The sequence below is a fragment of the Pseudomonas sp. 14P_5.3_Bac1 genome (genome assembly GCF_025466135.1).
Classification (GTDB): domain Bacteria; phylum Pseudomonadota; class Gammaproteobacteria; order Pseudomonadales; family Pseudomonadaceae; genus Aquipseudomonas.
Window position 1 is genome coordinate 1 of the sequence record NZ_JANLOF010000042.1, and the last position, 22,125, is coordinate 22,125.

The 22,125-nt window shown below is 59.4% G+C and carries 12 protein-coding genes, 1 rRNA gene and 1 pseudogene; 4 read left to right on the forward strand and 10 right to left on the reverse strand.

The genetic code is table 11. The features are described from left to right. Positions 1 to 70: 70 nt before the first annotated feature. Positions 71 to 186: ribosomal RNA gene (gene rrf, locus NTD89_RS10365) — 5S ribosomal RNA — on the forward strand. Between the two features lie 182 nt (positions 187 to 368). Here the strand turns inward: rrf and NTD89_RS10370 are convergent. The 3 genes from NTD89_RS10370 to NTD89_RS10380 all read right to left on the reverse strand — a co-directional run bounded on the left by NTD89_RS10370 (position 369) and on the right by NTD89_RS10380 (position 4,465). After that, the gene (locus tag NTD89_RS10370) at positions 369 to 2,864 is read right to left on the reverse strand and encodes a TonB-dependent siderophore receptor (RefSeq protein WP_262207441.1); all 2,496 of its coding nucleotides are present in this window, start codon (positions 2,862 to 2,864) and stop codon (positions 369 to 371) included. Positions 2,865 to 2,969: 105 nt separating this feature from the next. Continuing rightward, the gene (locus NTD89_RS10375) at positions 2,970 to 3,944 is read right to left on the reverse strand and encodes a FecR domain-containing protein (protein ID WP_262207443.1); all 975 of its coding nucleotides are present in this window, start codon (positions 3,942 to 3,944) and stop codon (positions 2,970 to 2,972) included. Between the two features lie 5 nt (positions 3,945 to 3,949). Continuing rightward, a complete protein-coding gene (locus NTD89_RS10380; RefSeq protein ID WP_262207445.1) occupies positions 3,950 to 4,465 on the reverse strand; it encodes a sigma-70 family RNA polymerase sigma factor in 516 nt (171 codons plus the stop codon). Between the two features lie 279 nt (positions 4,466 to 4,744). Between NTD89_RS10380 and NTD89_RS10385 the strand changes: the two genes are divergently transcribed. Then, the gene (locus NTD89_RS10385) at positions 4,745 to 6,625 is read left to right on the forward strand and encodes a methyl-accepting chemotaxis protein (RefSeq protein WP_262207447.1); all 1,881 of its coding nucleotides are present in this window, start codon (positions 4,745 to 4,747) and stop codon (positions 6,623 to 6,625) included. A gap of 38 nt (positions 6,626 to 6,663) precedes the next feature. On the opposite strand, the gene NTD89_RS10390 is transcribed toward NTD89_RS10385, so the two are convergent. The 5 genes from NTD89_RS10390 to NTD89_RS10410 all read right to left on the reverse strand — a co-directional run bounded on the left by NTD89_RS10390 (position 6,664) and on the right by NTD89_RS10410 (position 13,289). After that, positions 6,664 to 7,122 carry an SRPBCC family protein gene (locus NTD89_RS10390; RefSeq protein WP_262207448.1) on the reverse strand — a complete coding sequence of 153 codons (459 nt, stop codon included), beginning with the start codon at positions 7,120 to 7,122 and terminating at the stop codon, positions 6,664 to 6,666. Positions 7,123 to 7,139: 17 nt separating this feature from the next. Beyond that, positions 7,140 to 10,517 (reverse strand): amino acid adenylation domain-containing protein, encoded by a 3,378-nt coding sequence (locus tag NTD89_RS10395; protein WP_262207449.1) that lies wholly within the window; start codon positions 10,515 to 10,517, stop codon positions 7,140 to 7,142. Continuing rightward, positions 10,514 to 11,461 carry a diiron oxygenase gene (locus tag NTD89_RS10400; RefSeq protein ID WP_262207450.1) on the reverse strand — a complete coding sequence of 316 codons (948 nt, stop codon included), beginning with the start codon at positions 11,459 to 11,461 and terminating at the stop codon, positions 10,514 to 10,516. The genes NTD89_RS10395 and NTD89_RS10400 overlap by 4 nt, the downstream gene beginning before the upstream one ends. After that, positions 11,458 to 12,216 (reverse strand): DUF3050 domain-containing protein, encoded by a 759-nt coding sequence (locus tag NTD89_RS10405; RefSeq protein ID WP_262207452.1) that lies wholly within the window; start codon positions 12,214 to 12,216, stop codon positions 11,458 to 11,460. Before NTD89_RS10405 ends, NTD89_RS10400 begins: the two co-directional genes overlap by 4 nt. A gap of 362 nt (positions 12,217 to 12,578) precedes the next feature. Then, positions 12,579 to 13,289, reverse strand: a complete 711-nt coding sequence (locus tag NTD89_RS10410; protein WP_262207454.1) for a GntR family transcriptional regulator — start codon at positions 13,287 to 13,289, stop codon at positions 12,579 to 12,581. 252 nt (positions 13,290 to 13,541) lie between these two features. On the opposite strand from NTD89_RS10410, the gene lapG reads away from it, so the two are divergent. Together lapG and lapD are read left to right on the forward strand one after the other, a co-directional pair. After that, the gene (gene lapG / locus NTD89_RS10415) at positions 13,542 to 14,234 is read left to right on the forward strand and encodes a cysteine protease LapG (RefSeq protein ID WP_106580708.1); all 693 of its coding nucleotides are present in this window, start codon (positions 13,542 to 13,544) and stop codon (positions 14,232 to 14,234) included. Between the two features lie 14 nt (positions 14,235 to 14,248). Beyond that, positions 14,249 to 16,195: a cyclic di-GMP receptor LapD gene (lapD, locus tag NTD89_RS10420; protein WP_262207455.1), complete on the forward strand. Its 1,947-nt coding sequence runs from the start codon at positions 14,249 to 14,251 to the stop codon at positions 16,193 to 16,195. 152 nt (positions 16,196 to 16,347) lie between these two features. Here the strand turns inward: lapD and NTD89_RS10425 are convergent, their stop codons facing one another. Then, entirely contained in the window at positions 16,348 to 16,686 is a 339-nt protein-coding gene (locus tag NTD89_RS10425; RefSeq protein ID WP_016968775.1) for a hypothetical protein, read from the reverse strand. A gap of 152 nt (positions 16,687 to 16,838) precedes the next feature. Further along, positions 16,839 to 22,125, reverse strand: a pseudogene (locus tag NTD89_RS10430) (LapA family giant adhesin); the annotation flags it as partial.

Sequence of the window (22,125 nt, forward strand, 5' to 3'; positions counted from 1 at the left end):
TTTTGTTTATGTAGAAGTCCATGAATTTCACCGGCACGTTGCAAGCGCAACGCGCTGGTACACAGAATTTCTTGACGACCATAGAGCATTGGAACCACCTGATCCCATCCCGAACTCAGCAGTGAAACGATGCATCGCCGATGGTAGTGTGGGGTTTCCTCATGTGAGAGTAGGTCATCGTCAAGATTAAATTCCGAAACCCCTGTCTGCTAACGCAGACAGGGGTTTTGTCGTTTTGGAGGACTGCCGCCGACTGAGAGAAGGCAGGTAAGTCCTCCCGGGTCGACCACATCAGATCACCCTGAACCCGGCCCACAAAAAAGCCAGTGCCTGAAAGCGGACACTGGCTTGTCAGAAACGCTAACAGATCAGAATTGATAGCTTACCGTCGCACTGACGTTACGCTCTTCGCCCAAATAGCAGAAGTTCAGGCTGGCACAGGACGCTACATAGGTCTCATTGGTCAGGTTGTTCGCGTTCAACCGTACATCTACGCCTTTGAACCCAACCCTGCCCAAGTCATACCCTAAGGATGCGTCAAACAAGGTGTAGGGCGGTACCTTCATTGTGTTCTCCGCGTCTGCCCAGCTGTAGCCGACGTACCGAACCCCGCCGCCAAGTCGCAAGCCGTCAAAGGCGCCGCTATCAAACATGTAGTCCGCCCACACCGATGCCATATGGCGAGGTGCCTGCGTGGGGGCGTTGCCTTTGTTCTCGATCAAGTTGTCGGCTGAGCTCAATGTACTGACCATCGATTTTGAGTATTTAATGTCAGTAAAGGTATAGCTGCCCAAAATTTTCAGGTTATCGGTCAGTTGCATATGTGCTTCCAACTCCAGGCCCTGCGAGCGAACCGCACCTACTGCGCGATAGAAGTTTTCTTGTGGAAGCTTCGTCGCCAGGTTTTCTTGGTCGATGCGAAACCAGGAAGCTGTAAACAAGTCATCCGTCCCCGGCGGCTGATACTTCAAGCCCGCTTCCCACTGTGTTCCATTGGTGGGTGCCAGCGGGTTACCGGCGCTGTCTGAATAGGAGTTCGGGTTGAACGACTCTGAATAGCTGACATAGGGTGCCAAGCCGTTATCAAACAAATACAGCGCGCCGGCTCGCCCAGTCAGCTTGGTACGCTTGTCAGAAATCTCTGTGCCCAGCGGTCGACCCGCTTCAGCAATACGGTTCTCGTCAGAGGTCTCTACCCAGTCCTGACGCAGCCCTAGAGAGAACCGCCATTTATCCATCTCGATCAGGTCTTGTAGATAAACGCCAGTTTGCTCAAGGCGACGCAGATAGCTGGTCAGGCTGGCATTGCTGATAGCAGTGTTGCCATAGACCGGGTTGAATGCGTTGATTGGCTGCAGTGACCCGCTCGTCCAGTCCACTACCGTTTTACGTCGCTGATAATCAGCTCCCATCAGCACCGTGTGCTGGGTGGCCCCGGTAAAAAATTCTGCCTGCAGCATGTTGTCGATGATGAACGCATGCAGCTTCTCATCACCTCCCGAGTAATAGCGATTCAACTCGTTACTGGTCGGTGTGGTCCAGCCATAGGCGTACACCTGATCCAATTGCACCTTGGAGTCGAGATAGCGGAGGTTCTGGCGCGCAGTAAACACGTCGTTGAACCGATGCTCGAACTGATAGCCGAACGACTGCTGATCACGTTTGTAGCCATCAACTCCAGGTTCACCTTCAAAGAAGTGGCTGGAGATGCGCTGGCCATTACGCTGATGCAATGCGCCGTCTGCCGGCATACCGCCGTGATAGCCGCCATCAGGATCGTGCTGCAGGTACGCCTGGAGTGTCAGCGAGGTGTCTTCGGTAAAGTCGATGCTGAGTGTCGGCGCCAAGGCAAAGCGCTTTTCTTTGGCGTGGTCGAACTGCGTATCGGCCTTGTCCGCTAAACCGGTAAGCCGATAGGCAATGCGCTTGTCGTCATCCACGGGGCCACTGAAGTCAAAACCCATGCCCTGCTGGCCGTGACTGCCTGCCGTTGCTTGAACCTGATGGTAGGGCTCAAGCAATGGCTTCTTGCTGGTCAGCGCGACCAGGCCGCCGGGCGAGCTGCGTCCATAGAGGACAGAGGAAGGCCCCTTCAGAATGTCCACGCGCTCGAGAAAATACGGATCAACCTGCATGGTGCTATAGGTGCCGCTATCCCCCATGGACTTCAAGCCATCAAGGTAGATGTTGTCCACAGAACCATCGTTAAAACCGCGCATTGCCACGTAGTCATAACGATGGGTCGCGCCATAGGGGTTGGTCAGTACACCAGGCGTGTAACGCATGGCTTGTGCGACGGTCTGTGAGCCTTGGTCGTCCATCTGCTCGCGCGTCACCACAGAGACGGTTTGCGACGTCTCCAGCAGCGCAGCGCTGGTCTTGGTTGCGATTTGGCTATGCGTCGCGTTATAGCCTTCCATGCTGCCTAAGGCATTACCCAGGGCGAAGCCTTTGATATCCGTGGTGGGCAGCGTCACGGTGCTGCTCTGCGTCTGGGTCTCCAGCACAAAGCTGACACCATCTTGCGATACGGCCTGCAAGCCAGAGCCGCTGAGTAGATGATTCAACCCCTGCCCGGCTGAATACTCGCCGTGCAGCCCGGCTGATTGCCGGCCTTGGGTTTGCCCAGGCGTGCTGGAGAGGGTAATGCCTGCCTGACGGGCGAATTGATTGAGCACCTCGCCCAGGGCGCCGGCAGGCAGGTCGTAGCGCTGGTTAACCTGCTCGATGTTTGCTTGCCCAGCCATGCCGGCGATCGGAACCGCGCCCATGCCCAGCGCGGTCGACAGCAATGCCGCACGGATGGATTTAGCCAAAAGGGGGTAGGAGGAGCACGATGAGTTGCCGGGATAACGCGCTGTCATGATCAAGATCCGTGGAGGCCGGTGAGGGCTGATTGAAAGGCTTACTGTCTAAGCCGGTCTCACGGAAAAAAACCGCCAAAAAAACTTTATATAAAACATAAAAAATCAGGCTGAACGTTCCAGGCTTACCCACCAACGCGTGCGATAGCGCACTTCAACAGACAGCGTCTGTGCAACGACCGCCAACAATTTATCCGTGTCCTTCAGGCGGAAAACCCCCGACAACCGCAAGTCGCTGGCTTCTGCCGAACAACCCAGATAACCATGGCGATAGCGCCCTACCTCCGACAGGAATGCAGCCAGGCGCATGTTCCGTGTCACGATCAGCCCATCGACCCAGGCGCCCATGTCCATATCCAGCGGCGGCGCCAGCGTGGCATGCGTGCGATGTACCAGGTAGTTCTCTCCTGCATGGACTTGAGTCGACAGTCCGTCTGCCGAGTGTGGTGAGTGAATGGCCACGTTGCCACTGACCACACTCAAGCGTGTGCAATCGCTGTCTTGGCGCACGGCAAAGCGCCCGTCGATACCTTCGAGCAAGCCATGCCGAGTTTGCACCAGCAGTGGCGCTGAAGAAGGCGCGCCGCACGTCACCAGGATTTCCCCGCGAACCAGCGTGATCAGACGCTGCTGTGCGTTGAAGTCCAGGTCCACGGCGCTGTCGGTGTTGAGTTGCACGCGAGCGCCATCCGGCAATTGCACGCTGCGCCGTTCCCCTGTGGCGGTCGCAAGGTCGGACGTCCAGCGCTGCCAGCCGGTCAGGTCGCGGCTTAACCAGGCTGCCGAGCCCACCAACATGACGCCAGACAACATCTTCAGTGCCTGCCGCCGGCCCACGCCTTGCGAAGCATTTTCCAAGGCCACGCGCGCACCGGGAATCGCGGCCATTTGGCTGCTCAATTCCTGCTGCAGTGCTTGTACCCGCTGCCAGGCCAATTCATGGTCGTCATGCGCTTCGCGCCAGCGCTCACATTGTGCATGCAAGCGCACATTGGCCCGGTTATTACGCAGGCGCAGTGCCCAAGTGATGGCCTGCTTGACCACCTGAGGATCTGGCCCCGGGCGCGCGGCATTATCCATCGGGGTCACGTTTCATAACGCACTACGTAGCAGTGATACAGCGCCTGCGCGATATACCGTTCCACTGTTCGCAACGACACCCCCATCTGCAGCGCGATCTGCTTGTGCGCCAACCCATCACACTGAGCCAGCAGAAACGCCTGACGTACTTTCGGTTTCAATCCGTCCAGAAGACGGGCGATTTCCTCCAGCAGTTCCAGCACCAACATCCGCGCTTCTGCGCTGGGTGCCAACGCTTCAGGCAGATGGGCAATAGACTCAAGGTAGGCGCGCTGGATTTCTTCGCGCCGCCAATGATCAATCACCAGGCCGCTGGCGATGCTTCGCAGAAAGGCGCGAGGAGCTTTGAGTTCAAGGCGTTCGGTTTTTTGCAGCAAGCGCACGAACGTGTCCTGAGCCAGGTCCGCTGCATCCGCCGCATTGCCCAGGCGACTGCGCAGCCACCGGTTGAGCCAGCTGTGATGGGTGCTGTAAAGCGTCTGCACAACAGGTTCACAAGGGATGTACTCGGTAGATGGCATTCACACAGGCCCGACCAGACGTCACAAATGATAATTAGTCTCATTGTCTGGGAGGCTGAAAAATTTTGCAACGCCGGGGCCTGCAGATCTACCGCCGGTCTGTTTCCTACTCAAAATGAGGATGCTTCTCACAAATTTCTAAGATTTATCCTGGCCTGGCCGAAAGCCTGACGAGCCATGCGTGCACCGAAATAGAGCGGTCGCAGAGTCCGCCTATCCCGTTACATGGAATGTTCCACTCGGCACGCTCATCCCCATTTGGCAAAAGAAGTCGATGAAATGAATCTTAAGTTCAGTCATAAAATTCTGCTGGCCGCATCAGGCGTCGTGGTTCTCGCGTTCGCGTTATTCACGCTTTACAACGACTACCTGCAGCGCAGCACCATCAAGCAAAACCTGGACTCGTCTATCCAGCAATCAGGCGAACTCACGGCCAGCAGTGTGCAGAACTGGCTCAGTGGCCGCATTCTGGTACTCGAAAGCCTGACGCAAAACGTTGCCCATCAGGGCAGTCAGGCCGATCTTCCTGGTTTGGTTGATCAGCCGGCGTTCACCTCGAACTTCCAGTTCACCTACGTCGGGCAAACCAACGGGGTGTTCACCCAGCGTCCTGACGCGAAGATGCCTGACGATTACGACCCGCGTCAGCGCCCTTGGTACAAGCAGGCGGTGGCTGCCGATAAACCTATGCTGACTCCGCCTTACATGGCCGCAGTCGGCGGGCAGATCGTAACCATTGCTCTGCCCGTCAAAAAGAACGGTGAGCTGTTGGGTGTGGTCGGCGGCGACCTGAGCCTGCAAACCCTGGTGAAGATCATCAACTCGGTAGACTTCGGCGGGATCGGCCATGCGTTCCTGGTCAGCGCCGATGGCCAGGTCATCGTCAGTCCTGACCAGGACCAAGTGATGAAAAACCTCAAGGACATCTACCCAGGTACCAACCTGCGGATCGAAAAGGTCAGCCAGGACGTGGTTCTCAATGGTCAGGACCGCATTCTTTCGTTCACGCCGATCAGCGGTTTGCCCGGTGCGGATTGGTACATCGGTCTGTCGATCGATAAAGACAAAGCCTACGCACCACTTGGCAAATTCCGTACTTCGGCGTTGATCGCCATGTTGATCGCGGTCGTCGCCATTGCCGTGCTGTTGAGCCTGTTGATCCAAGTACTGCTGCGCCCGCTGACCACCATGGGTGTGGCCATGCAGGACATTGCCCAGGGTGAGGGCGATTTGACTCGCCGCCTGGACGTAACCAGCAAGGACGAGTTTGGCGAGGTAGGCAGCGCCTTCAACCAGTTCGTCGAGCGTATCCACGCCTCTATTTCCGAAGTGTCTTCGGCAACGCGTCAGGTGCATGACCTGTCCCAGCGCGTGATGGCGTCGTCGAACGCCTCGATCATCGGCTCGGACGAGCAAAGCGCACGCACCAACAGTGTGGCCGCGGCGATCAACGAGCTGGGCGCCGCTACCCAGGAAATCGCGCGTAACGCAGCTGATGCTTCGCAGCATGCCAGTGGTGCCAGTGAACAAGCAGACGACGGGCGCAAGGTGGTGGAGAAAACCATCCTGGCAATGTCGGAGCTGTCGCAGAAGATCAGCCTGTCCTGCACTCAGATTGAAACCCTGAACGCCAGCACCGACAACATTGGCCACATCCTTGATGTGATCAAAGGCATCTCCCAGCAAACCAACTTGTTGGCGCTCAATGCCGCAATCGAGGCCGCGCGTGCCGGGGAAGCCGGGCGTGGTTTTGCCGTGGTTGCCGACGAAGTGCGTAACCTCGCTCACCGTACCCAGGAGTCCGCCGAAGAGATCCACAAGATGATCACGTCGCTGCAAGTGGGCTCGCGTGAGGCGGTGACCACCATGAACGCCAGCCAGACCTCCAGCGAGGAGAGCGTTGAAGTGGCCAACCAGGCCGGCGAGCGCCTGGTCAGCGTGACGCAGCGAATCGTCGAGATCGATGGCATGAACCAGTCGGTCGCGGCGGCTACCGAGGAGCAGACCGCTGTGGTTGAGACCCTCAATGTCGACATCAACCAGATCAACCTGTTGAATCAGCAGGGTGTGGCCAACCTCAACGAAACGCTCAAGGACTGCGATGCGCTGTCTCAGCAAGCGAGCCGCCTGAAGCAACTGGTCGACAGCTTCAAAATCTGACCGGGCCCTGCAGGAGCGAGGCGTCTCGCTCCTGCTGATCAGCTGAACATCTGGCGTACATTCTCCAAGGCAGTGTCGGCGAAGGTCTGCACAAACTGTTCAAACGCCGCCTGGGTGGTATCGACCGGCTCACCCATGAGCGTCCAGGTTGCCCGCGAACATCCTGCGCCGAGCGCTTCCACCTGCATGGCAGCCCACAGCCGGGCGACACCCAAGGTGTTGTAGAGTGTGGTCCAGGTCATGTACATGGCGTCGTCGTCGCGGCTGTTGAGCTGCTCTACGACGCAATGGCCATCGTGGAAATATTTCGTGCGCAAGGCGCCTATGCCTGTGCCCGTCATTTCGATGTGCGAGAGAGTCGGAACGAAGGCATCAAAGCCTGCAAAATTGCCCACCACTCGCCACAGATCAGCGGCCTCGCACGCGACTTCAATAGACGCCACCACCGGTGTGCCGTTCGGGTTGCGAATTAATGTATCGGGTTGCAGCAGATTCATAGAAATGTCCTGAACGGTCAGAGAAAGCCGATGGCCTTGAGGTGGTCGCAGCCCCTGCGCAACAGCGCCGGGTCCTTGTACGGGTACTGCTCGCCCATCGCCTCCACACCCTGGCGTGCGTTCTCGTGGCAAATCATCGTGATGTCGCTGATGTCTTCTGCGAGGTTATCCAGGTAGAAGCCCAGCACGCCAAACAGCGCGTTATCAGGGCCTACCGTTCGCAGCTCTGTCTGCCACTGCGCAACGCTCACTCGCTCGAAGCAGTGGCCTGCCTGACTGAATGCATCAAGGTAGTGATCCCAGCTCAAAGGCTGTGGGTTGTGCAGGTTGAATACGTTTCGTCTTGCAACAAAGCGGCCGCAGTGAAACGCAACAAAACGGGCAAAGAAGTCCACCGGCATCAGGTCGAAGTTCACCTGCAGGCGCGGCGCCAGGCCCAATTGCAACGAACCCTTGAGCATCATCATCAGGCGGTTGTTTTGCGGCTTGCAGACGCCGTTGCGGCTATTGAAAGCGATGTTTCCCGGGCGATAGATGTTCACCCATGCGCCTTGCTCGGCTGCACGGCCCAGCAAGCGTTCGGCGACCCACTTGGAGAGGTTGTAGCCATTCTTGAGGTAGAGCGGCAACGTGGTTGCAGCCGGCGCTTCGAGGATGTGTCCCTGGGCGTCGACACTGCTGCAGGCCGACAGGGTCGAGATGAAATTGAAGACTTTCTTGCAGTGGGTTTCACACAGGCGCAGGCACTCACGTATCGGTTCGACGTTGTCCTGGGCCAGTGAGGCGTAATCCATCACATGATTGACCCGCGCCGCGTTGTGCACCAAGACCCCGTGGTTACGGGCGAGGTGCTCATACACATCGCTGGCCAGGCCCAGCCGCGGCAAGCCCATATCGGCGGCATATACCTGCACCCGACTCAAATCCAGATGTTCCAGCCGGTACTCGCGCAATGCCTGGGTGAACCGCGTCATCGCCGACTGCCCCGGCTGTTCACGCACCAGGCATGCCACCTCCTGCACACCGCTGGCCAACAAGGCTTCGACGAGATGCACGCCGACAAAACTGTTGGCGCCCGTGACAATCACCTTGCGCGGATCGCCAGCGCGGTCCTCATGCAGCGTTTCTATATTCAGCGCTTGCGACGCATCCTTTTCCACCTGGCCTGACAGTGCATGCGGCAGTGCGCCGTCTTCCATCAGCACGCAGAGCGTACGAATTGTCGGCGCTTCAAAGAAACTGCTCAGTGAAAGGCTACGGCCAAACGCTTTGCGCAGACGCAGCAGCAGGGTAGACAGCAGAATGGAATGACCGCCCAGGTTGAAGAAACCATCGTCGATGGAAATGTCGCCATCCGGCACCGCCAACAACTCGCTCCACAGCGCCACGAGCCGCATCTGTAGTGGCGTTCGTGCAGCATTGCAGTCGTTGCGCGCGGTGGCGTGTTTCGGTATCGCCAGCAATGCCTGGCGGTCGATCTTGCCGTGGTGAGTGCGCGGCAGAGTGGGTAATTCTGTCCACACCTCGGGCTGCATGTAGGTCGGCAGCCATTGCCGCGCATGGTGCTTGAGGCCCCCCATGGTGGCGCCTGGTTCGGGTTGGGCGGCAAAGCTGAGGATCCTGCGGTCAGGATCAATCAGCACCGCCACTTGGCGAAACAGCCGACTGCTGCGCAGGCACTGCTCAATCTCCTGGGGCTCGACCCGAAAGCCGCGGATCTTCACCTGATCATCCCGCCGGCCGCCCAGTTCGATACCGTCCGCCGTCCATTTCGCCCGGTCGCCACTGCGGTATGCCCTCACTGATCGGCCGCCCGGCAGTGTCAGCTCAACAAACGGGCTGTCGGCCCCTTGCGGCGCGCTCACATACCCGAGGCCCAGGCCAGGGCCGACGATATACAGATCGCCCATCACCTGTTCATCCACCGGGTGCAGGTCGTCGTCGAGGATCAGCACCTGGCTGTTGGCAATGGGGCGGCCAAGATTGCGTGTGCTGTCACCGGGCTGGAACGTTCGGTGGGTGACCAGCACCGTCGTTTCGGTAGGGCCGTAGAAATTGTGCAGGTGGCATTGGCTCGCCAGGCATTCGATTACATGCGGCTCGCAGGCATCGCCGCCCGTCATCAAGTGAGTCAAACCCAAGGGCTGATCCAGCGGCAGAATGCTCAGCAGCGCCGGCGGCAGAAACGCGTGGCTGATGCCCTGTTGGCGAATCAGCTCGACCAGTTGCTGAGGATCGTGCCGTTGGCGCTCGCTCGGGACGATCAACTCGGCGCCGGCTATCAGGGCAGGGAAGATGTCGATCAGCGATGAGTCAAAACTGAGCGGCGAAAACTGCAGCACGCGGCTGTGCTCGTCCAACGACATACAGGCGCCAAACCAGGCGGTGAAATGCGCAAGGTTGCGTTGGCTGAGCAGTGCGCCTTTCGGTTGGCCGGTGGTGCCTGAGGTGAAAAGCGCCACGCAGGGCGCCTCGCTGCTGGGACGATGCTGCATCAGCGGGCGTGTGATGTCGGCACAGGTCGGGTCGACAGTGCTGACATTCAGGGTAACGAAATCGTCGCGCAAAGGGTGCTGACCCTCTACCACCAACACCTTGGCGTTGCTGCTTTGCAGCATGGCGCGCTGGCGTTGCGGCGGATGATCCGGTGCCAGTGGCAGGTACACCGCGCCGCAACCCAGCACCGCCAGAATGCTGGCATACAGATCGACGGATTTTTCCAGGCACACGCCGATCACCGCTGGCGTCTGCGCCTGTTCCAGCAGGGGCCGCAGGCCTTGCTGGATCGACACGGCGCGATCCAGTAATTGACGGTAGGTCAGCACGCTGCCCGCGATGTTCAGTGCCGGTCGTTCAGCAAAGGAATGAAGACTGGCCTGTAACCGTTCGATCATTGGCACCTGGGCAGCCTGTAGCAGTGCCGGCTGCGCGGTACGGTTGAATCGATGCAGGAACGCCAACTCATCCAGCCCTTGCAGGCCTTGCTCAGGCCAGGCATTAGCGACGGTTGTTGCCGAAAAAAACGCCGGGTCTCGCGAGAATTGGCTGACCAGTGAGGCTACCCATTCCACCAGAGCATTCGTCGCTTGTCGGCGCAATCGCTCGCCGTTGCCGCTGGGCTCCTCGGTAATATCGCGTATCGCCAGCACGCGACGGGTCTGGTCATAGCAGCGCAATTGCACCGCAGGAAGCCCGTGTTCAGACACCGGGCCAATGCCCAGTCGCAGGCTGATCCGCTGGGTTCTATCGGCAGGCACGCGCAGCGGTTGGCTGCCATCTTCAATCATGACGTCGAGGGACTCCGTCGCGGTGACGTGTCCGTACTGCTCCAGCGTTTGCCTGATCGCTTCCAGGGCTTTGCTGGTGCCGCTCCATCCCATGTTCAAGCGCCTCATGGCTGCCTCCCCGATTCGGGTAAATAGGCGCTCAGGGCCAGGGCGACGCTCGGGGTGTGCAGCACACCGCTGTGGTGCAGAAAACCCATGATATTGCCGAGCAGCGGGTGCTGGCGGGTGATGGGAAAGTGCAGCGCTGCGACTTCGTCCTCAAGCGCACGGCGAACGTCGGCACCGACGTCCAGGTGTTCGATCAACTGCAGATCGAAAGCTTTCTGCAGATCGTTGGTCAGGTAATGCGTCAAGAACACCGGCAAGGTAGCCGCGATGCTGTCGCGGTCGGCCGGGTTTGCCGACTGCCAGTAGATACGCACCAGGTGGGTCCAGAACTGTGCATGGCGGCCTTCATCAAACAGGTGGTCGGCCATCAAGCCGCGTATGGACGGTTTGACGCTGTCATCTTTGGCAAACGCCGCGACGTCATGGGTGATGGTGTTCTCGGCGATAGCCACGCCAATCAATTCCACGGCATCACGCAGGTGCGGCGGTGCCAGCGCCTGGGCTGCGGGCAAGGCATGGCTCAGTTCGATTTGGCCAGGCAAGTCGAGCGGTTGCAGGCTCGTCATGGCCACGGTCTGTTGCAGGAAATCCAGCGCGACCAGCGCGTGGTAATCCTCATCGACCACGACGGTCATTGCGTCGTAGCGACAGGCGAGGGGGAAGGTCAGCGAGAAGCGATTCTTGGCAATGCTGCGAGCGGTCTTGTCGACGATCTCGGTTTCGAAGATCACCACGTCATTGAGGAATTTGTAGAAGCTTTGCACCAGCACGAAGTCGCGCCACTGCGAGCAATGCTCAAGGAAAGTCGCGCTCAGCACCAGGGGCTGGCGGCTCGCGGGATAGATCAGCCTGTCGTCGTTTTCCAGCATGCGCCGCGGACGTGTACGCAGGGTCGCACGGCGTTCCCAGTCATCGGCGAAGGAGCGATAGTCGGCGGCGTTCATGGCTGCCTCTCTTGCAGCGAGGCGCGCACGTCGTCCCAGAAGCGGAGGCGGCTGTGCACGGCGCCCAGAGCGATTTCATCGGCCTGGCGTTGGCGAGTCGGGTCTGTACCGATCAGGCGCTGAAGTAGCAGCTCTGCGGCGGGCCCATGTCCTTGCGTGTCCAGTTCGATGTGACGGTTCAAGTAGTAGCAGAAGGTCGGCGCCTGGCGGCCCTTGAATACATCGCCGCGCAGAATGCACGCGAACACGGAGGGAATGACACTCTCGCGTCCATGCAGGAAGGCGGACGCTACGCCGTGGGTGGGCGCGTTCAAGGCGATCTGCAACGTGCTTTCGACAAAGCGGGCTACGCCTGGCGGCGCATCGACCTGATGCAAGGCTGCGCTGGCTTCGGTCCCTTGACGCTGCAGCTCAATGAAGCGCCGGACGACGCGGGTGTCAGCGCCTACTTCGGCCATCGCTTGCAGGTACAGGTCGAAGTGGCTGCAATGGCCCTGTGCGGGATGTGCATCTGACTCTTCGCCGAGCACGATTTCGTTGATGAGGCGTGCCGCTTGCGGGTCGAGGGGCGGCAGCCAGGGTAATTGCGTGCAGCTCAGGTCCTGCTGCAAGCGTTTGGTCAGGCTCATGAAGTCCCAAACGGCAAATACATGGTGTTGCATAAAACGCTGTAACTTGGTCAATGAAGTTATTTCTTTAAATAACGGATGGCTGCACAGTTGCAGTTTCTTTTGTTCAAGTAAGTGTTGATGCATGGTTGATGCCTATAAGTTATTGCGACTGCTCTGAAAACAGTGTTGGGATTTATAACCGGGCGTGCAGGCGTGGCGCATAGCCAGACCCCGCGCGCAGTAAGAACGCGACTAGACTGCGCAGCAAAATGAAGTGTTTGTTGTATGAGGCAGCGATAGTAAGCTGATTAAACGTTTGGGCGAGATGGTGAAAGTATTAGATATTTTTTCGAAATACAGTTTGTTGTAAGTAACTTGCTTGAATGGAAGTGGGACGTTTCTTTAAGTTAGCCGGGCATCAATAAATAGGCGATGTATACCGTGGGGCCCTTCCGCACAGAAAGGGGCCTTCATCGTATAAGGATCTACAAAACGCGTGGTCAAACTTACTGCATGTCGAGTGTTGCGGCGGCTTCAAGACCGTTGAGGTAGGTGGAGATGACCTCCATGCCGCGCATCAGGTGGTTGCGCAACGTCAGGATGCTTTCGTCGGTTTTCTTCTGGGCCACCAGGCTCAGCAGTGCACGGTGATCTTCCTGGGACGTCTCGCCCAGCCCCATCGCTTCGAGGTTGAAGCGCAGAAAGCGTTCTTCCTCATTCAAGCCGTGTTCAACCAACTTGAGCAAACGCTGGTTGGGTGCCTTGCTATAAAGCGCCATGTGAAACAGACGATTGAGACGGCCGATCTCGGCGTAATCTTTCTCCTGCTCCAGCGCTTTGATCAAGGCGTCGGCTTCGGCAATGTCGGCGTCGGTAAGCAACGGGATCGACAGGCGCAGCGCTTCGGATTCCAGCAGCATGCGCAGGGCATAGGTTTCAGCTGAATTGTCTTCGATCAACGGCGCAACCACGGCGCCCTTGTGCGTCACCACATGCAGCAAAGACTGGGCTTCCAGCTGGCGCAAAGCTTCGCGCACGGGCATGCGGCTGACACCGAACAGGCTGGCGAGCTCTTGCTGGCGCATCGCGGTACCACAGGGCAGTCGACCGTCGAGAATGGCATTGCGCAGGGTTTCTTCAATAACGGCGCGGGCAAGGTGGGCGGGAATAGGCCCGCTGATTTTGATGCTGCTTAACGGGTTCGGCTTCTGCGTCACGGTTACGCTATCCTCCTTATTGTTGAATGGAGTGTGTTTAATTGGATCCAATGCACACTAAAGATGGCCCACACGCTTGTCAAACAGCCAAAGTTTCCGTTTGTAAGGGCTTACAAGCTGTACTTTGTGCATCCCACAGCGGCGGGTCATGAACTTCGCCCCCGTATGAATGATTGCACTGTGCCATTGTTTTTTGTCGGTTGAGGCTTCACCATCCTTTGAAATTCCGTCTCTCTTCACGGACTGAACGCCTTGGCGGTAAGTTTTATTCCCTCTCGAATCCTTAGCTGGCTATTTTCAGCGATTCTGTTGGCTGGCTTGATGCTCGGCGGGCTGCATGCCGATTGGGATTTCTCTCAGATCAGCCGCAAAGCCACCGCCTTGTACGGGCCGCTGGGTGAGGGCCAGCAGCGGATTGACGCCTGGCAGCGGTTGCTCGCGACCCAAAAGCAGGTCGACGAGCAGGAGCAGCTCAAGGTCGTCAATCTGTTCTTCAACAAGCAAATGACGTACGTGGAAGACATCGACCTGTGGCACGTGGTCGATTATTGGGAGACGCCCATCGAAGCCCTGTGGAAAGGTGCCGGAGATTGTGAAGACTATGCAATCGCCAAGTATTTCAGCCTGCGTCACCTGGGCGTTTCCAGCGACAAATTGCGCATTACCTACGTCAAGGCCTTGCGGCAGAATCGCGCGCACATGGTGCTGACGTATTATTCGACCCCGAACGCCATCCCGCTGGTGCTCGATAGCCTGATGGACGAGATCCTGCCGGCCACCCGCCGTACCGACCTGATTCCCGTGTATTCCTTCAACGCCGAGGGTTTGTACCTGCCCGGCGCCAAGGGCAACACGAAAGTCGGTGATACCAAACGCTTGTCGCGCTGGCAGGATGTGTTGAGAAAAATGCGTGCCGAAGGCTTCCCGGCCGAGCCTGCCAACTAGGAGTAACTGATCGGATGTCTCTGTTCAAACAACTATTGATCGCAATCTGTCTGTTCCTGGTGGTCGCCTTCAGTGGCAGCTTCATGGTCAGCCTGGAAAGCTCGCGCACCCAATACGTCAACCAGCTTCGCTCCCACGCGCAGGATGCGGCGACCGCACTGGCGTTGTCGCTGACGCCCAATATCGACGACCCGGCCATGGTCGAACTGCTGGTCAGCTCGATCTTCGACAGCGGCTATTACGCGAGCATCCGCGTGGTGGACCTGGCCACGGATAAAACCATCGTCGAGCGCAGCGGCATTCCCGACAACAACGGTGTGCCCAACTGGTTCGTGAAATTGATCGGCCTGGAGCCGGCGGGTGGCGATGCGCTGGTCAATCGCGGCTGGGAGCAGGCGGCGCGCGTGGAGGTGGTCAGTCACCCGATGTTCGCCCTGGCCAAACTCTGGCAAAGCGCCCTGGGCAGCCTCGGCTGGCTGTTGCTGTGCGGCGCGGTCAGTGCGGTGCTTGGCGCGTTGTTGCTGCGTCGGCAGTTGAAGCCATTGGACTACATGGTCAAGCAGTCCCACGCCATTGCCCGTCGCGAGTTTCTCAGCTTGCCCGACCTGCCGCGCACGCCGGAACTGCGCCGCGTAGTGCAGGCCATGAACCAGATGGTGGAAAAGCTCAAGGCGCTGTTCCAGGAGCAGGCCGAGCGCAGCGAAAAGCTGCGCATCGAGTCCTATCAAGACAACCTCACCGGCCTCGCCAACCGGCGTTATTTCGAAATGCAGCTCAACGCCCGCGTGAGTAACCCGGAAGAGACCAGCTCCGGCTATCTGCTGCTGCTGCGGGTCAAGGACCTGGCCGGTCTCAACCAGCGCCTCGGGGGCCAGCGTACCGACCAATTGCTGCAAGCGGTCGGCGAACAGCTGCTGCGCGAGTGCGAGCCGTACCCGGAAACCCACAACCTCGTCACCCGTATCCGTGGCGGTGAGTTTGCGGTGCTGGCGCCGGGGCTGGTGCGCGAAGAAGCGCTGCAACTGGCGCAGAACCTTGAGACCACGTTGCTCAGCCTGCAGGCCACTGGCGCCAGTGATGTCACGCCGGTTGCCTATATCGGCCTGGCACCGTTCAACCATGGTGACTCGCCTCAAGCGTTGTTGACCCTGGCTGACCAAGCCCTGGCCCAGGCCGAAGGGCAGGGCGACACCAGCTGGGTGTGCCTGGACCATAGCGCCGCCGCCAGCGTCGGCGACGATCACCATGCGTGGCACACGCTGCTCGACCAGGCCCTGACCCAGCAGCGTTTCCAGCTGTACTTCCAACCGGTCGTCGCCAGCCAGGACCCGCAGCTGGTCTTGCACTACAAAGTGCTGTCGCGCTTGCAGGATGAAGACGGCCACACGATACCTGCCGGGCGTTTCCTGCCGTGGCTTGAGCGCTTCGGCTGGACGGCGCGCCTGGACCGCTTGATGCTCGAGCAGGTACTCAAGCAAATGGCCGGCCACAGCCATAGCCTGGCGCTGAACCTGTCTGCCGCGACCTTGCAGGATGCTCAGGCGCTGAATCGGATTTTTGAGCTGCTGCGCCAGCACAGCAACCTGGGCCCGCGCCTGACCCTGGAAATCGGTGAAGAACAATTGCCGGAGCAGGCGCTGCTGGAGCAGTTGACCCAGCGCCTGCGCGAGCTGGGCTTCTCTCTGAGCCTGCAGCGCTTTGGTGGGCGTTTCAGCATGATCGGCAATCTTGCACGGCTGGGCCTGGCGTACCTGAAAATCGACGGCAGCTACATCCGCGCCATCGATCAGGAAAGCGATAAACGCCTGTTTATCGAGGCGATCCAGCGTGCGGCCCACAGCATTGATTTGCCGTTGATTGCCGAGCGCGTGGAAACCGAAGGGGAGCTGAAGGTGATTCGCGAGATGGGGATATTTGGTGTGCAGGGGCAGCTATTCGGTGAACCGGCGCCCTGGAAATAATCCAAACCTAACGGGGCACTCGCTTGTGTGGGAGTTGGCTTGCCTGCGATAGCATCACTTCGGTCCGCCTGATACACCGAGGTGCCTGCGTCGCAGGCAAGCCAGCTCCCACAAAAGCCTGCCCCGATTTAGCTTCGGTTTGCCTAACTAAATCAGATCAAACCAGTCTCTTCATCATTGATCAGGTGGCTCAACCCGCCCAACGCTTCTCGCGCGTGGGTACGGTCCATCAGCTTGGCCTGCGCTGCCGGCGGCAGGTCCGTCACGCTGATCACGCCCTTGCGCGTCAGCACCTGAATCAAGTCGTCCAGTACCCGAATCATCTCCAGGTCACTTTGCTTGAGCTGCGCCAGGCTGGTTTCCACCACTTCGTTGGCGTACCAGGCCTGGATCTCATGGTGATCGGCCGGCAGGGTCTCAGTTGATTCGGCAAAGGCGGCGGCCTCCACGCGACTCAGTGCACCCTGTGCATCACGTTGCACGTAAAACATAAGAAACCCTCGAAAATGAGCCACACGCGTTCACCAGCATAGGTCAATGGCGTGTTTATGAGCGCGAGTATGCGATGCAACCGCCCGAGAGGGCCAGTAACGCATCAGGCAAATAAATCGGCCGCCCGAGTGGGCGGCCGGTTCATCGCGTCTTAGGCGGTGTGATCGATCTTGATGGTCGGGTCGGCACCACTGATCAGCGAGTTGATGCTGGTGTGAGACCAATCGTTGCCTTCCAGCTTGATCGTCACATCGGCATTGGCCACGCCGCCAGCCGCGTTGAGCTTGCCTTCACTGCTGATTTGCAGGGTCGACACGCCGTCTACCGTGGTGATCTTGAGGTAGTTGTCGATGGTGCTGTCTGTCTCACCCTTCAACAGATCCTTGAGATCGATCCGGTCACCTTCCGAGGCTTTAAAGTCCTTGATCACATCGTTGCCCAGGTCACCCGCTTTCCACACGAAGGTGTCGGCACCCGAACCACCGATCAGGATGTCGTTGCCCTGGCCACCGATCAAGGTGTCGTCACCGGTGCCGCCCAGCAGGATGTCATTGCCTTTGCCGCCGTCCAGGTAGTCATTGCCGCCCTGGCCGAACAGGATGTCATCACCCGCGCCGCCCAACAGTGTGTCGTTGCCGTCTTTGGCGCCGGACACGTCAAAGTCGGCATAGTGCTCGGTCACGTACTGGTGCACGTTCGAGGTGGTCACCGCCGTGACCGCCACGCCGGTCTTCTGTGCAACAAAGGCCTGCAGTGCGTTGTAACCCTCACCGGTAATACCGCTGAAGCTCACCAGGTCGCCGAAGATGATGTCGTTGCCGTCACCACCGCTGATCGTGTCGTTGCCCGGCAGCGTTGCCTCGGTGTGGCCGAGGATGGCGTTGGCCAGGTCCTTCGGATCGATGTTGCTTTGCGGCTTGCCATCGCTGTCGTACGGCCGGAGGTCATTGAGGCTGACGTCGCCGTTGATACCGATGGCTTCTACCGCCGACAAGCCTTTGAGCAGTGCAAAGCCGCTGCTGGAGTTGTTTGTGGTCGCTGTGCTGGTGCTGCTGCCACTGCCGTCGAGGTAGGAGACTTCAAACGTGCCGTCACCCTGGGCGTGCACGGTGCCGATCACGCCATTGTCGTACCAGCCGCCACTGCGGACCTGTACCCATTGGTGCAATTGGCCGCGGCTGTCGATCAACTGCAGGTTAGTGCCGTTGACGTTGATGCTGAACGTGTTACCCAGCACATAGTTGTTGGTGCTGATGTAGTCGTCCAAGCGACCATCGGTGACGCCGCTGTTGTAGAAGTCGGTGACCACCGGGTTGGTCTGCTCGCCGTTCTGGAAGTACGTCGGCTGGCCGTCGGTGATGAAGTAGGTCAGGTTGGTCGCGCCGGTGTTGCCAGTCGCCAGGCCGCTCTGGAAGAAGTTGGCCGTGGTCTTGAACACGTCTTCATAGTTGGTACCGCCGCCCGACACCATCGAGTCCAGCACTGCCTTGAGCAACGTCAGGGCGTTTGGATCGTTGAGGTTGATGGCGACCGACTTGTTCACCTGGGTATCGAAATCCGCCAGGAAGATATTCACAGTCCCCGACGTGTTGGCGCCCAGGCTGTCTTTGAGCGAGTTGAACACCGAGGTCAACGAAGCCTTCGCGGCGTTGACCGACGCGGTGCTCATGCTGCCGGAACTGTCCACCATGAACGCGATGTTGTAGTTCTTGCCCTGCACCACGTTCAGGCCGCCGATATCGGCCACGACGATGTCGTTGCCATCGGTGCCGGTAATCGCGTCACTGCCCGAGGTGCCCGTGATCGAGCTGTACGTGGCCGGGTACACCGTCACCGGCAATTGTGCGGTGGTGATGGCCGAACCGCCGAGGCTTTCGGTGGACGTCGAGGTGACGGTCAGGTTGAACTGGCCGCTGTAGTAGGTCGGCGGCTTGATGGTCAGGGTGCTCAGGTCCCAGCCGGTGACGTTGACGTCGCCCACGGTTTTGGTCGCGGTGAAGGTGTGCCCGGACGCGTCGGTGAGCACGGAGCCTGCCGGTACGCCGCTGATCTTCACGCTCAGGGTTTCCGAGCCGTCGGTATCGGTCAACGCGGTGGTGACCTTGGACAGCTTCACAGTGCCGTTTTCCTGGCCTTCGTTGAGCTTGTAGCCCACGTAGTAACCGTCACCGTTGCTGCCATGCAGGTCGGACACGGTCACGCCGGCGTTGGTCAGGTCAGTGATGCCGGTGTACAGCGCTGCGCCGCTGGTGCTCAGGTCTGTGGCCGCTGCGCCGTTGATCGACAGGTTGACGTCATAGCTGCCCGGGCCGGACTGGTTGGCGTGGTAAATCTCGATGCTGTAGTAGCCGCTGACGGTCGGGGTAATCGAGCCGCTGAACTTGCCACTGTTGGTGCCCCATTGCGCGCTGGCCACGTCTTTGCCGCCGACGTTGATCACCAGGCTGTCATCGCCGGTGCCGCTGAAGGTATAGGACTTGCCGGCTTCCATGTACATCAGGCCGGAGATCTTCGAGCCCGCACCTGCCGCCACGTTGGCGGTGGATTCGACGTTGGTCACAATCGCGCTGCTGTTCGGCGTGCCGGCGTTATCAATGGCGTTTTTCAGGTCGGCCGGGGCCGCGCCGTTACCGTTGGTGCCGATACCGGAGATGCTGTTCCAGCTTTGCTTGAGCAAGCCCACCGAATTGACGTTGTTGTCAGCCACATTCAGGGTCGGTGCGTCGGCGACCGGCGTGATATCGACTTTCACCGTGGCGCTGGTGCCCAGGTCCTTGCCGTCGGTAGGCTGGAACTTGAACTGCGCGTAATCGGCCTGCTTGTTGCCAATGCCGGTGCCGCCATAACCGTCGGTGCCGGACTCGTTGGCGTTGGGCATAAAGCGCAACTGGCCGCCGTCGATCTGCGCCTTGGTGAAGGTCTGGCCGGCGGTCACGTTGGTCCAGGTGGAGCCGTCGGCCGCCAGGTATTGCAGCTTGCCGGCCACCGGCAGGTCGGTGATTTTCACGCCAAGGCTGGCTTGTGGCGAGTCCACATCGGTCACGCCGAAGTTGGCCCAGGTCAGGGCCAGCGGCGTGTCTTCGGTACCGGTTACGGCGCTGCCGGTTGCCACTGGCGCATCGTTGACCGCCACGACATTGACCGTGGCGGTAGCGACGTTGGAGTAATTGCCGCCATCGGTCACGGTCACGGTAATGGTCCGTGGCGTGGTGCTCGGGTCGTGGCTGTTGTTGGTGAACGTGATGTTCTTGATCTGCTGCATGTAGTCAGCCAGCGACGCCGTACCGGTCAGGGTCAGCGTGATCTTGCCGGTGGCAGGGTCTGTGGTCGGGGTCACAGTGATGCCGGTAACGCCTGCGTAGTTCAGCGAATCGCCCTGCTGAGTGTTGGTCAAGACCACGGTGGCGCCGGTCAGTTGGGTGCTGTCCGGATCGGTAATCTTGATGTCGGTGTCAGCAATCGATACGCCCGTGCCGCCTTCGGTGAACGAGGTCTTGTAGTCGGCACCGGTGGCGCCGCTGGAGTTGTTGGCATCCAGGTCGATGACCGGCGGCGCGTCGTTGTCGATGATGTTGGTGCTGACGCTGCCATTGCCGACCACCAGGTTTTCGAAGTTGCCGCCGGTGGTTTTGTCGATGGTGATGACGATCGTTTCTGTCGGCTCGGTGATCTTGTCGTCGATCGTGCCGATGGTGAACGGCACGCTGCTGGCGCCGGCCGGGATCTTCACGGTGTACACCCCAGTGAAGTCCGAGCCGTCGGTGGCGGTGCCGCTGTACTTGAGCGTCACGGTCACATCGGTTTGCGCCGGGTTGCTCAGGGTCAGGGTGTAGTTCGCCGTGCCGCCTTCAGTCACCGACGCGTCGCCGGTAATGCTGATGGTGGTGTTGTTGATCACATCCGTCACCTTGGTGGTCACGGTGCTGCCGTCGACGATCAAATGCTCGTACTTGTCGCCGCCGCTGACCACGCCGGTGATCTTGGCGGTCACGTCGTTGGCGCCGACGTACGCATCGTTAGGCGCAGTGGCGGTCGCGGTGTTGCTGGACTGGCCGTTGCCGATGGTAATGGTCGAGCCGTTATCCAACTTCACCACCAGGTCGGAACCGACGTTGGTTACGGCATTGCCGTTCTTGTCGACCAGGGACGCGGTGTAGGTGATCTGGCCGCCTTCGCTGACCGAGCCGTTGGCTTTGAGCGACACGGTCACGTCATCGATGGTGTCGTTGACGACGGTGGTCGCGCCGCCTGGGGTGATGGTCACGCCCTCGAAATTACCGCCGGTAGTGCCGGTGATCTTCACGGTCTGGGTGCTTTTGTCGATGAACACGTCATCGCTTGGCGCATTGACGGTCACCTGGCCGACCAGGGAATCCTTGGCAATCTTGATCGTGGCGCCGTTATCCAGGGTGACCACCATGTCGCTGCCGGCCTTGTTGCTCAAGGTGGCGGTGTAGGTGATGGTGCCGCCTTCGTTGACCGCACTCGGCGCGGTCAGGGTTACGGTCGTCAGGTCGGTGGTGCCCGGTGTGTCGTATACGGTGGTGCTCACCGGATCCTTGATCGGCACCAGGTTCTCGAACTGCTCACCACCGGTGACGCCCTTGATGGCCGCAGTCACCGTCTGGTTGCCGGCGTACACATCGTTAGGCGCGACAACGGTGGCCGTGCTGGAACTCTGGCCGTCGGCAATGCTGATGGTCTTGCCGTTATCCAGCTCGACCACCACAGTTTTGCCGACGTTATTGACGGCATGACCGTCTTTGTCGACCAGGGTGGCGGTGTAGACGATGTTGCCTTTCTCGCCGACGCTGCCGGTGGCGGTCAGGAGGATTTTCACCGTATCAATGGTGTCGTTGACCACGGTAGTGGCGCCGCCTGGCGTCACGCTGAGGTTTTCGAAATTGCCGCCGGTCGTGCCGGCGATCTTGACGGTCTGGGTGCTCTTGTCGATGAACACGTCATCGCCTGGCGCATTGACGGTCACCTGGCCGACCAGAGAATCCTTGGCAATCTTGATCGTCGAGCCGTTATCCAGGGTGATCACCATGTCGCTGCCAGCCTTGTTGCTCAAGGTGGCGGTGTAGGTGATGGTGCCGCCTTCGTTGACTTCGCTTGGCGCGCTCAGGGTCACGGTGGTGGTGTCGATCGAGTCGGTGATGCTCGTCACGGCAGCGGCCGGATTCGCCGCCAGGTTCTCAAAATTACCGCCGGTTGCCTTGGTGATCGTCGTGCTGACAGTCGACGCGTTGTTGTAAACGTCGTTCGGCGGCGTTTGGAAGACGACCGTGCCTGAAGACTTGCCTGCTTCGATGTTGATCGTCTGGCCGTTGCTCAGCGTCACGGTGACCGCGGTTTGCGCTGGGTTGGTCAGCGTGGCGGTGTAGGTGATGGTGCCGCCTTCAACGACCGATGGATCTGCCGTCAGGGTGACGGTG

Coding starts and splice junctions, on each gene's coding strand:
- NTD89_RS10380 (WP_262207445.1), bottom strand. CDS start 4,465: ATGCCATCTACCGAGTACATCCCTTGTGAACCTGTTGTGCAGACGCTT.
- NTD89_RS10375 (WP_262207443.1), bottom strand. CDS start 3,944: ATGGATAATGCCGCGCGCCCGGGGCCAGATCCTCAGGTGGTCAAGCAG.
- lapD (WP_262207455.1), top strand. CDS start 14,249: ATGTCTCTGTTCAAACAACTATTGATCGCAATCTGTCTGTTCCTGGTG.
- NTD89_RS10400 (WP_262207450.1), bottom strand. CDS start 11,461: ATGAACGCCGCCGACTATCGCTCCTTCGCCGATGACTGGGAACGCCGT.
- NTD89_RS10395 (WP_262207449.1), bottom strand. CDS start 10,517: ATGAGGCGCTTGAACATGGGATGGAGCGGCACCAGCAAAGCCCTGGAA.
- NTD89_RS10425 (WP_016968775.1), bottom strand. CDS start 16,686: ATGTTTTACGTGCAACGTGATGCACAGGGTGCACTGAGTCGCGTGGAG.
- NTD89_RS10390 (WP_262207448.1), bottom strand. CDS start 7,122: ATGAATCTGCTGCAACCCGATACATTAATTCGCAACCCGAACGGCACA.
- NTD89_RS10370 (WP_262207441.1), bottom strand. CDS start 2,864: ATGACAGCGCGTTATCCCGGCAACTCATCGTGCTCCTCCTACCCCCTT.
- NTD89_RS10405 (WP_262207452.1), bottom strand. CDS start 12,216: ATGCATCAACACTTACTTGAACAAAAGAAACTGCAACTGTGCAGCCAT.
- NTD89_RS10385 (WP_262207447.1), top strand. CDS start 4,745: ATGAATCTTAAGTTCAGTCATAAAATTCTGCTGGCCGCATCAGGCGTC.